An 11,370-nucleotide genomic window follows, 5' to 3' on the forward strand; every position below is an offset into this window, starting at 1 on the left:
CGCAAGGTGGTGAGAGTTGAGCTATGTCCCGCAATCAGACAGTGGCTGATCAGACGCAGGAGACGCCGGAACGCACACCCAAGGGCGCCGCAGGAGCCATCCAGTCCGTGGACCGGGCGGTGAGCGTGCTGGAGATCCTCGCCCGGCACGGCGAAGCCGGCGTCACCGACATCGCCGACGAACTGGCCGTGCACAAGTCCACGGCCTTCCGCCTGCTCGGTGTCCTGGAGAACCGGGGGCTTGTGACCCAGGCCGAGGACCGCGGCAAGTACTTCCTCGGGGCGGGTGTACTGCGCCTGGCGGGGGCGGCCGCAGTGCGCCTGGACATCTCGCAGGAGGGCGCGCCGGTCTGCCGTGAACTCGCCGACGAGCTGGGCGAGACCGTCAACATCGCCGTCCTCGACGACGACGCGGCGGTCAACATCATGCAGGCGCGCGGCTCGGCGTCGGTCACCGCGCAGAACTGGCTCGGCCGGCGGACTCCCCTGCACGCCACCTCAAGCGGCAAGGTGCTGCTCGCCTACATGCCGCTGGCGCTGCGCGAGGGACTGCTCGCCCGGACACTGCCCAGATTCACCGAGCACACGGTGACCGGCGCGGGCGTGCTGCGCGCCGAGCTCGACACCGTGCATCAGCGCGGCTACGCCGTCGTCACCGAGGAGCTGGAGATCGGCCTCAACGCCGTCGCCGCCCCCGTCCGGGCCCACGACGGCCGGGTCATCGGCGCGATCAGCGTGTCGGGCCCCGCCTACCGGTTGGACCGCGACCGCCTGCCCGACCTGGCCAGGCGCACCGTCGCCGCGGCCGACGGCCTCTCGCGGCGGATGGGATACGGCATCTGACCCTGCGCGCAGGGCGGCGTCGCGAGGCACAAGCGCCGCCCGCGACAGAAGCGGGGCCGGGGAGAACCCGGCCCCGCTTCGTTGTGTCAGGAACGGATTTCACAGCGCCCCGCCTTTTGCGCGCCTTTAACTCCGCCCCCTTGACGTTCACTTCACCGGCTTCCCAGTATGTTCCCCATCGCGCAACCCATCGTGCAATGCGCAACAGCAGAGGAGTGCCGCCGTGCCCCATGAGGTCCGTGCCGTCGTCGCTGTGAAGAAGGGCGCACCCGTCGAGGTGCGGACGATCCTCGTGCCCGACCCCGGCCCCGGTGAGGTGCTCGTCTCCGTCCAGGCGTGCGGGGTCTGCCACACGGATCTCCACTACCGGGAAGGCGCCGTCAACGACGCGTTCCCCTTCCTGCTCGGCCATGAGGCGGCCGGCGTCGTCGACGCCGTCGGAGACGACGTCACCGACCTCGCCCCCGGCGACTACGTCGTCCTCGCCTGGCGCGCCCCCTGCGGATCCTGTCGCTCCTGTCGCCGCGGCCGCCCCTGGTACTGCTTCGACTCCCGCAACGCCACGCAGTCGATGACACTCGGCGACGGCACGCCGCTCTCGCCCGCTCTCGGCATCGGCGCGTTCGCCGAGAAGACCCTTGTCGCCGCAGGACAGGCGGTACGGATCGATCCCGCCGCCCGGCCGGAGGCGGCGGGTCTCATCGGCTGCGGAGTGATGGCCGGCTACGGCGCCGCGGTCCACACCGGAAGCGTCGGCCGGGGCGACACCGTCGCCGTCATCGGCTGCGGCGGCGTCGGCAACGCCGCCATCGCGGGCGCCGCGCTGGCCGGAGCGCGACGCGTCATCGCCGTCGACATCGACGACCGCAAGCTCGACGGCGCGACCCACTTCGGAGCCACGCACACCGTGAACCCCACGGGCACGGACGCTGTCGAGGCCGTACGCGCCCTCACCGGCGGTTTCGGCGTCGACGTCGCCATCGACGCCGTCGGCCGCCCGGAGACGTACACGCAGGCCTTCTACATGCGTGACCACGCCGGGGTACTCGTCCAAGTCGGCGTCCCCGACCCCGACATGCGCGTCGACCTGCCCCTGATCGACCTCTTCTCCCGGGGTGGAGCCGTCAAGTCGTCCTGGTACGGGGACTGTTTGCCCAGTCGCGACTTTCCCGTCCTCATCGACCAGTACCTCAGCGGCGGACTCGACCTCGGCGCCTTCGTCACCGAGACGATCCCGCTCGACCACGTCGAAGAAGCCTTCGAGAAGATGCGCCGGGGCGAGGTGCTGCGCTCGGTGGTGGTCTTCTGATGGGCGTACGCGACAGTGCGGCGGCCGCCGACCGGGAGCGGCAGGCCGTACGGGCCGAACGCGTCGTCATTCGCGGGACGTTCGGCCTCGACGGCGAGACGCACGACGTCGACAACAACGTCTTGCGCTCGTACGCGGACCGCCCGGCCATCGTGGCGTCCCTACGGCAGCGGCTGCTCCCGCTGCCCGGCGCCACCGTCGTGCACACGGGACACGGCCCCGACACGACGATCGCCGCCGAGCGGCCGCACGTGCCGGCCGCCTGACCTCACAGTCCTCACCCCACCCGACTCAAGGAGGGGCATGTCCAGCACGCCCGACCCCGGCACGCCCGCACCTCGCACCACCGCACCCCACGCCCCCGCACCCCACGCGTCCACTCCCCGTGACGCAGCCCCCCGTCACGCCGCTCCCCGAGTCGTCGTCATCGGCGCGGGCATCGTCGGCTGCTCCCTCGCCGACGAACTGACCGCCCGCGGCTGGACCGACGTCACCGTCCTCGACCAGGGGCCGTTGCCGGCCCCCGGCGGCTCCACCTCCCACGCGCCCGGTCTCGTCTTCCGTACCAGCCCCTCCAAGACCCTCAGCGAGTTCGCGGCCTACACCGTCGAGAAGTTCAGCGCCCTCGAAGTCGACGGTCTGCCGTGCTTCAACCGCGTCGGCGGCCTGGAACTCGCCACCACCGAGGAACGCTGGGCCGATCTGCACCGCCGGGCCGGCTACGCCGCCTCCTGGGGCATCAGGGGCGCGCTCGTGTCTCCGGAGCGCTGCAAGGAGCTCTGGCCGCTCCTCGACGAGACCCAGCTCCTCGGTGGATTCCACACCCCCGACGACGGGCTCGCCCGCGCCGTCGACGCCTGCCGGGCCCAGCGGGAGCGGGCCACCGGGCGCGGCGCCCGCTTCCTCGGCCGGCACACCGTCACCGCCATCGAGCAGGACGGCGGTCGGGTCACCGCCGTCGTCACCGACCGGGGCACCTTCCCGGCCGATCACGTCGTCTCCGCGGCCGGCTTCTGGGGCCCGGTGATCGGCCGTATGGCCGGCATCGACATCCCCTTGCTGCCGCTCGCGCACCAGTACGTGAAGACAGCGCCCCTACCCGCTCTCGCCGGGGCGAACGACCCGCGCACCGAGGCGTCCCGGCCGATCCTGCGGTTCCAGGACCGCGACCTGTACTTCCGCGAGCACGCCGACCGGCTCGGCATCGGCAGCTACGCCCACAAGCCGCTGCCCGTCGATCCCTTCGGTGTCCTTCCCTTCGACGACGCCCCCGTCATGCCGTCCTCGCTGCCCTTCACCGAGGAGGACTTCGCGCCGAGCTGGGAGGACTGCCGCCGACTGCTCCCCGACCTGCGCGCGTCCGGGGTCGAGGAGGGCTTCAACGGCGTCTTCTCCTTCACCCCCGACGGGATGCCGGTCCTCGGGGAGACAAGGACCCTCCGCGGCTTCTGGCTCGCCGAAGCCGTCTGGGTCACCCACTCCGCGGGCGTCGCCCGAGCCGTCGCCGAGTGGATGGTCGACGGACGGCCCTCCACCGACGTCCACGAATGCGACCTGACCCGGTTCGAGGACGCCCAGCGATCCCCGGCCTACGTCGCCGAGCGGGGCGCCCAGCAGTTCGTCGAGGTGTATGACGTCCTGCATCCGCTGCAACCCATGGACCAGCCGCGTCCGCTGCGCGTCAGCCCCTTCCACGCACGCCAGCAGCAGCTCGGCGCGTACTTCCTGGAGGGCGGCGGCTGGGAGCGCCCGCACTGGTACGAAGCGAACGCGCCCCTCGCCGAGGGCCTGGACCTGCCACCACGCGACGACTGGTCCGCCCGCCACTGGTCCCCGATCGCCGCCGCCGAGGCGAAGGCCACCCGCGAGAGGGTCGCCCTCTACGACATGACGCCGCTGCGGAGACTGGAGGTCACCGGCCCGGGCGCACTCGCCTTCCTCCAGCGGATGACCACCAACAACCTCGCCAAGAAACCCGGCGCCGTCACCTACACCCTGCTCCTCGACGAGACCGGCGGCATCCGCTCCGACCTCACCGTCGCGCGGCTCGCACCCGACCGGTTCCAGATCGGCGCGAACTCCCCGGCCGACGAGGACTGGCTGCTGCGCCACGCCCCCGACGACGTCCACATCCGCGACATCACCTCCGGCACCTGCTGCGTCGGCGTCTGGGGGCCGCTCGCCCGCGACCTCGTACAGCCGCTGACCCGGGACGACTTCTCACACGGAGGCTTCGGCTACTTCCGCGCCAGGCGGACCCACCTCGGGCACGTTCCGGTGACCGCCATGCGGCTCAGCTACGTCGGCGAGCTCGGCTGGGAGCTGTACACCACCGCTGACATGGGGCTGCGGCTCTGGGACACGCTGTGGGAGGCCGGGCAGGAACACGGCGTCATCGCCGCCGGCCGGTCCGCGTTCAACAGCCTGCGGCTGGAGAAGGGCTACCGCTCCTGGGGCCACGACATGACCGCCGAGCACACCCCCGGGGAGGCGGGCCTCGGCTTCGCCGTCCGGATGGACAAGGGCGACTTCCTCGGCCGCGACGCGCTGGAGAAGGCACCCCCGCCCGCACGCGCGCTCACCGCGCTCCTCCTCGACGACCCGGCGGCCGTCGTCCTCGGAAAGGAGCCGGTCCACGTCGACGGCGCCCCGGTGGGGTACGTCACCAGCGCCTCCTACGGGTACACCCTCGGACGCTGCGTCGCCTATGCCTGGCTGCCGCCGCTTCCGGCGGGCACGGGCGTGCACGTGGAGTACTTCGGTGAGAAGGTCCCGGCCACCGTCGCCGACGAGCCGCTGTTCGACCCCGGCATGAGCCGTATCCGACGCTAGGGAGGCCCCTTCATGTCCCCCACCTTCGACGCGATCGTCATCGGCCTCGGCGGGATGGGCAGCGCCGCCGCCCACCATCTGTCCGCGCGAGGAGCCCGCGTCCTCGGCCTGGAGAAGTTCGGTCCCGTCCACAACCGGGGTTCCAGCCACGGCGGTTCACGCATCACCCGTCAGTCCTACTTCGAGGACCCGGCGTACGTACCGCTGCTGCTGCGTTCCTACGAGCTGTACGAGAGCCTGGAGCGCGACACCGGCCGCGACGTCGCCACCCTGTGCGGCGGCGTCATGCTCGGCCGCCCGGAATCCCGAGCGGTCGCCGGATCGCTGCTGTCCGCGGAGCAGTGGGACCTGCCCCACGACATGCTCGACGCCAAGGAGATCCGCCGACGCTTCCCCACCCTCACCCCGCGCGACGACGAAGTGGCGCTCTACGAGGCGCGCGCCGGACTCGTCCGGCCGGAGAACACCGTCGCCGCCCACCTCCAGCTCGCCACCCGGTCCGGCGCCGACCTCCACTTCGAGGAGCCCGTGCTGCGCTGGGAGTCCTACCGGGACGGCGTCCGTGTCCACACCGCCGAGAACACCTACACCGCCGGGCATCTCGTGATCTGCCCCGGCGCGTGGGCGCCCCGGTTGCTCACCGACCTGGGTGTCCCCTTCACCATCGAGCGCCAGGTCATGTACTGGTTCCAGCCCGACGGCGGCACCGCCCCCTTCGTCCCCGAGAACCACCCGATCTACATCTGGGAGAACGCGGACGACGTCCAGATCTACGGCTTCCCCGCCATCGACGGACCGGAGCACGGTGCGAAGGTCGCCTTCTTCCGCAAGGGCACCGAGTGCACCCCCGAGACGATCGAACGGACCGTTCACGACCACGAGGTTGCGGCCATGGCCGAACACCTCTCCCACCAGATCCCGACCCTTCCGGGCCGCTTCCTGAAGGCGGCGACCTGCATGTACTCCAACACACCCGACGAGCACTTCGTCATCGCACGCCACCCCGCGCACCCCGAGTCGGTGACCGTGGCCTGCGGCTTCTCCGGGCACGGCTTCAAGTTCGTGCCGGTCGTCGGCGAGATCGTCGCCGACCTGGCGCTGACCGGCACCACCGAGCACCCCATCGAGCTCTTCGACCCCCGCCGGCTGTCCACCGCCACGACCGCCTGAGGAGGAGCACGCCGTGACGACCACCCCCGTCTCACCCAGTCTGATCGCGACCCTGCCCGGCCACTTCTACACCGACCCCGAGATCTTCCGGCGGGAACAGGAGCGGCTCTTCGAGTCCATGTGGTTCTGCGCGGTCCGCAGCGCCGACCTCGACAGGCCCGGGGCGTTCCGTACCGTCCAGGCCGGCCGGGAGAGCGTCATCATCACGCGGAACCGGGCCGGAGAGCTGCGCGCCTTCCTGAACGTCTGCCGCCACCGGGGCGCCCGGCTCTGCACCCAGGAGCAGGGCGAGGTGCGCCGTACGCTCCAATGTCCTTACCACGCCTGGACGTACGACCTCGACGGCAGGCTCGTCGCCGCGCCGAACCTGGTGAAGATGCCCGACGTGGACCGCACCGCCTACGGCCTGGTCGCGGTCGCCCTGCGCGAGTGGCTCGGTTACGCCTGGGTGTGTCTGGCCGCCCGGCCGCCGTCGTTCGAGGAGAGCGTGATCGGCGCGGCCGTGGAACGCCTCGGCGACGCCGCGTCGATCGAGCGGTACCGCACCGAGGACCTCGCGCTCGGCAGGCGCATCACCTATGACGTGAAGGCCAACTGGAAGCTCATCGTCGAGAACTTCATGGAGTGCTACCACTGCGCGACCATCCATCCCGAACTCACCGATGTGCTGCCCGAGTTCGCCGAGGGCTACGCGGCGCAGTACTACGTGGGCCACGGTGCCGAATTCGGCGAGGACGTCAAGGGCTTCACGGTCGACGGCAGCGAGGGCTTCCCGAAGCTGCCCGGCGTCGCGGCCGAACAGGACCGCCGCTACTACGCGATCACCGTGAAGCCGACCGTCTTCATCAACCTCGTCCCCGACCATGTGATCGTGCACCGCATGTTCCCGCTTGCACACGACCGCACCGTCGTCGAGTGCGACTGGTTGTACGCCCCCGAGGTCGTGGCCTCCGGCGCGGATGTGTCGAAATCGGTGGAGCTGTTCCACCGGGTGAACGCACAGGACTTTGACGCGTGCGAGCGGACACAGCCCGCGATGGCGTCCCGGGCCTACCGCCGCGGGGGAGTGCTGGTGCCGACCGAGCATCACATCGCGCTATTCCACACCTGGCTCACGGAGCAACTGGGGGTTGCTGATGCCTGACCTGTTCATCGACGGAACGTGGGTGCGGGCCCGCGACGAACGTACCCGCGAGATCCGCTGCCCCGCCGACGGATCCCTCGTCGGCGAGGTCGACGAGGCCGGGGGCAAGGACACCGCGGACGCGGTCGGCGCCGCGCGGCGCGCCTTCGACGAGGGCCCCTGGCCCCACACCCCGGCCGCCGAGCGCGGCGACCTGCTGCTCCGGGTCGCCGACCTGCTCGCCCGCGACAAGGAGGCACTGGCTCGCGCTGAGTCCCTCGACACCGGCAAACGGCTCGTGGAGAGCGCGTACGACATCGAGGACATCGTCGCCTGCTTCCGCTACTTCGGACGGCTCGCCCCCGCCGAGACCGGCCGCGTCGTCGACACCGGCGGCGCCGACACGGACAGCAGGGTCGTGTACGAGCCGGTCGGGGTGTGCGCACTGATCACCCCCTGGAACTACCCGCTGCTCCAGACGGCCTGGAAGGTCGCCCCCGCCCTCGCCGCAGGCAACACCTTCGTCCTGAAGCCCAGCGAACTCACTCCTCACACGGCCATCCACCTCATGCGGCTGCTCGCCGAGGCCGGCCTGCCGGACGGGGTGGCCAACCTCGTCCTCGGCGCGGGCCCGGAGGCCGGGGCGCCCCTCGCCGACCACCCGGACGTCGACCTGCTGTCCTTCACCGGCGGTCTGCAGACGGGACGCAGACTGATGGCCGCGGCCGCGGGCACGGTGAAGAAGGTCGCCCTCGAACTCGGGGGCAAGAACCCCAACATCGTCTTCGCGGACGCCGACTTCGACACGGCCGTCGACATGGCGCTCACCGCCGTCTTCCTGCACTCGGGTCAGGTCTGCTCGGCCGGCGCGCGGCTGCTCGTCGAGGACTCGCTGCACGACCGGTTCGTCGACGAGGTCGTCCGCCGGGCACGCGGGATCCGGCTTGGCGGCCCCTTCGACGAGCAGGCCCGGACCGGCCCGCTCATCTCCGCCGCGCACCGCGCGAAGGTCGAGGCGTATGTCGCCGCCGGCCTCGCCGAGGGCGCCGTCCTGCGCTGCGGCGGCGCGCGCCCCGACGACCCCGCGCTCGTGAACGGCTTCTATTACCTGCCCACCGTCCTCGACGACTGCGACGCGCGGATGTCCGTCGTTCGGGAGGAGTCCTTCGGGCCTGTCCTGACGGTGGAACGATTCTCCAGCGATGACGAGGCCGTCCGCCTCGCCAACGACACCATCTACGGCCTCGCCGGCGCCGTCTGGACCTCCGACGAGGGCAGAGCACGCCGCGTCGCGTCACGGCTGCGTCTGGGCACCGTATGGATCAACGACTACCACCCCTACCTCCCCCAGGCAGAGTGGGGCGGCTTCAAGCAGTCCGGCACCGGCCGCGAGCTCGGCCCGGCCGGCCTCGCCGAGTACCGCGAGGCCAAGCACATCTGGCGCAACACCAGCCCGGCGCCGCAGGGTTGGTTCGCCTGACCTGACCTGACCTGACCTGACCTGACCTGACCTGACCTGACCTGACCGACCTGACCGAAGGACCCTCCGCCCACGTCCCAGGAGCTGCTCATGACCTCTGCGCCCCCCGGCCCCCCGCAGGCCGACGACGACGCCGAACTCGCCGAGTTCGGCTACCGCCCCGAGCTCAAGCGCACCCTCGGCAACTTCCACACATTCGCCGCCGGCATCTCCTACATCTCCATCCTCACCGGCACCTTCCAGCTCTTCTACTTCGGCTACGCGAGCGGTGGGCCGGCCTATTGGTGGTCCTGGCCGCTGGTCTTCGTGGGCCAGTTCATGGTCGCGCTGTGCTTCGCGGAGCTCGCCGCCCGCTACCCGGTCGCCGGTTCGATCTACAACTGGGCCAAGAAACTGGGCAATCCACACATCGGCTGGTTCGCCGGCTGGATGATGCTGATCGCCTCGATCGTGTCGATCGCGGCCGTGGCCCTCGCGTACCAGCTGACACTCCCGCAGATCTCCTCCTTCTTCCAGTTCGTGGGAGACGGCACCGGCCCCTACGACGTGGCGACGAACGCCGTCCTCCTCGCCGCGGTCCTCATCCTCTTCACCACCGTCGTCAACGCCTTCGGCGTGAAGCTGATGGCGAGGATCAACACGGCAGGTGTCTTCCTCGAACTGATCGCCACCGTCGTCCTCATCGTCCTGCTCGCCGTCAACGTCGTCCGCGGCCCCGAAGTCGTCACCGACACCGCCGGCACCGGCCAGGGCCAGCCCTTCGGCTATCTCGGAGCCTTCCTGATCGCCTCGTTGGCGTCCGCCTACGTCATGTACGGCTTCGACACCGCGGCGTCCCTCGGCGAGGAGTCGCTCGACCCGTCCCGCAACGCCCCCCGCGCCATCATCAGGGCCATCGTCGCCTCCTTCTTCCTCGGCGGGCTGATCCTGCTCCTCGCGCTGATGAGCGTCTCCGACCTGCGCGGCGAGAAGCTCTCCACCGACGGCCTCCAGTACGTCGTCCTCGACGTGCTCGGGCCGACCGCCGGCAAGGCGATGCTGTGGTGCGTACTGATCGCGGTGACCGTGTGCGCACTGGCCGTGCACACCGCCGCCATCCGGCTGGCGTTCGCGATGTCCCGGGACAACAACCTGCCGGGCTCCTCGCGCCTCGCCAAGGTCAGCCCTCGCTTCAGCACACCCGTCCTGCCCACCGTGATCATCGGCGTACTGGCGCTCGCCATCCTGCTGGTGAACATCCGTCAGCCACAGATCTTCACCGTCGTCACCAGCATCGGCATCATCCTGATCTACGTCGCCTATCTGACGGTCACGGCCCCGATGCTGGTCGCCCGCCTGCGCGGCAGGTGGCAGCCGGCCGAGGGCAAGTTCTCACTCGGGCGCTGGGGTCTGCCCGTCAACATCGTCGCCGTGCTCTGGGGCGGCTTCATGACCCTGAACCTGATCTGGCCACGCTCCGCCGTCTACAACGCCGCCGCCCCCTACCACTGGTACCTGCGCTGGGGAGCGGTCCTGTTCGTCGGCGTGATCGCGGGCGGCGGCTTCGCCTACTACTGGTTCGTCCAGCGTCACCGTACGGGCGTCCTCGCCGACCACGCCCTGTCCGCGACTCCGGAACCCGCCGCGCTGAAGGAGGCCACCACCTCATGACCCAACACGGCTGCACCGACACCTTTGACTATGTCGTTGTCGGCGGGGGGACGGCCGGGAATGTGGTGGCCGCGCGGCTCAGCGAGGACCCGTCCGTGACCGTCTGCGTCCTGGAAGCCGGCCCGTCCGACGTCGGTGACGACAACATCCTGCGCCTGGACCGCTGGATGGGCCTGCTGGACTCCGGCTACGACTGGGACTACCCGGTCGAGCCGCAGGCCGGCGGCAACAGCTTCATGCGCCACGCCCGCGCCAAGGTCCTCGGCGGCTGCTCCTCCCACAACTCCTGCATCGCCTTCTGGGCCCCCGCCGAAGACCTCGACGACTGGGCAGCCGCCGGCTGCACCGGCTGGAGCGCCGCCGACCTCTTCCCGCTCTACCAGCGCCTGGAGAACAACAACGCCCCCGGCGACCACCACGGCCGCACCGGCCCGGTGAAAATACGCGACGTCACATCCGCCGACCCCTGCGGCGCCGCCCTCCTGGACGCCTGCGCCCAACAGGGCATCCCCACCACACCGTTCAACACCGCACGCACCGTCATCCGCGGCGCGAACTGGTTCCAGATCAACTCCGACGAGAACAACACCCGCCAGTCCTCCTCGGTGGCCTACCTCCACCCCGTCATGGGCAAACGCCCCAACCTCGTCATACGCACCGGCGTCCGCGCCAAGAAACTCCTCATCGACGCCGACCGCCGCTGCACGGGCGCCGAATACCTCGACCCGGACCTCATCCACACCCGCACCGTCCGCGCCCGCCGCGACGTCATCGTCTCCTGCGGCTCCATCGACACCCCCAAACTCCTCATGCTCTCCGGCATCGGCCCCGCCGCCCACCTGCGCGACGTCGGCGTCGACGTCCTCCTGGACGCCCCCGGCGTCGGCGAAAACCTCCAGGACCACCCCGAAGGCGTGATCATGTGGCAGGCCAAACAGCCCATGACCACCACCTCCAGCCAATG

9 protein-coding genes are annotated in these 11,370 nt (G+C 70.6%); all 9 read left to right on the forward strand.

The genetic code is table 11. The features are described 5' to 3' along the window. Positions 1–23: 23 nt before the first annotated feature. The gene (locus ACZ7J0_RS10735) at positions 24–842 is read left to right on the forward strand and encodes an IclR family transcriptional regulator (protein WP_470886000.1); all 819 of its coding nucleotides are present in this window, start codon (positions 24–26) and stop codon (positions 840–842) included. 223 nt (positions 843–1,065) lie between these two features. Beyond that, positions 1,066–2,151 carry an S-(hydroxymethyl)mycothiol dehydrogenase gene (locus ACZ7J0_RS10740; RefSeq protein WP_470886002.1) on the forward strand — a complete coding sequence of 362 codons (1,086 nt, stop codon included), beginning with the start codon at positions 1,066–1,068 and terminating at the stop codon, positions 2,149–2,151. Then, a complete protein-coding gene (locus ACZ7J0_RS10745; protein ID WP_470886004.1) occupies positions 2,151–2,417 on the forward strand; it encodes a hypothetical protein in 267 nt (88 codons plus the stop codon). The genes ACZ7J0_RS10740 and ACZ7J0_RS10745 overlap by 1 nt, the downstream gene beginning before the upstream one ends. A gap of 37 nt (positions 2,418–2,454) precedes the next feature. Next, a complete protein-coding gene (locus ACZ7J0_RS10750; protein ID WP_470886006.1) occupies positions 2,455–4,983 on the forward strand; it encodes a GcvT family protein in 2,529 nt (842 codons plus the stop codon). 12 nt (positions 4,984–4,995) lie between these two features. After that, on the forward strand, positions 4,996–6,153 hold the full coding sequence (gene solA, locus ACZ7J0_RS10755; protein WP_470886008.1) for an N-methyl-L-tryptophan oxidase: 1,158 nt from the start codon (positions 4,996–4,998) through the stop codon (positions 6,151–6,153). Positions 6,154–6,166: 13 nt separating this feature from the next. Next, a complete protein-coding gene (locus tag ACZ7J0_RS10760) occupies positions 6,167–7,297 on the forward strand; it encodes an aromatic ring-hydroxylating oxygenase subunit alpha (RefSeq protein ID WP_470886010.1) in 1,131 nt (376 codons plus the stop codon). Next, on the forward strand, positions 7,290–8,756 hold the full coding sequence (locus tag ACZ7J0_RS10765; RefSeq protein WP_470886012.1) for an aldehyde dehydrogenase family protein: 1,467 nt from the start codon (positions 7,290–7,292) through the stop codon (positions 8,754–8,756). Before ACZ7J0_RS10760 ends, ACZ7J0_RS10765 begins: the two co-directional genes overlap by 8 nt. Positions 8,757–8,846: 90 nt before the next feature. Beyond that, a complete protein-coding gene (locus ACZ7J0_RS10770; protein ID WP_470886014.1) occupies positions 8,847–10,406 on the forward strand; it encodes an APC family permease in 1,560 nt (519 codons plus the stop codon). Next, the coding region (locus ACZ7J0_RS10775) for a GMC family oxidoreductase (protein WP_470886016.1) at positions 10,403–11,370 on the forward strand (968 nt) is incomplete at its 3' end. The genes ACZ7J0_RS10770 and ACZ7J0_RS10775, both read left to right, overlap by 4 nt.

It is taken from the genome of Streptomyces sp. NPDC038280 (genome assembly GCF_055600045.1).

Excerpts from the sequence above, each read along its gene's own strand:
- ACZ7J0_RS10735 (WP_470886000.1), top strand. The coding sequence starts at position 24 with ATGTCCCGCAATCAGACAGTGGCTGATCAGACGCAGGAGACGCCGGAA.
- ACZ7J0_RS10745 (WP_470886004.1), top strand. The coding sequence starts at position 2,151 with ATGGGCGTACGCGACAGTGCGGCGGCCGCCGACCGGGAGCGGCAGGCC.
- ACZ7J0_RS10750 (WP_470886006.1), top strand. The coding sequence starts at position 2,455 with ATGTCCAGCACGCCCGACCCCGGCACGCCCGCACCTCGCACCACCGCA.
- solA (WP_470886008.1), top strand. The coding sequence starts at position 4,996 with ATGTCCCCCACCTTCGACGCGATCGTCATCGGCCTCGGCGGGATGGGC.
- ACZ7J0_RS10765 (WP_470886012.1), top strand. The coding sequence starts at position 7,290 with ATGCCTGACCTGTTCATCGACGGAACGTGGGTGCGGGCCCGCGACGAA.
- ACZ7J0_RS10770 (WP_470886014.1), top strand. The coding sequence starts at position 8,847 with ATGACCTCTGCGCCCCCCGGCCCCCCGCAGGCCGACGACGACGCCGAA.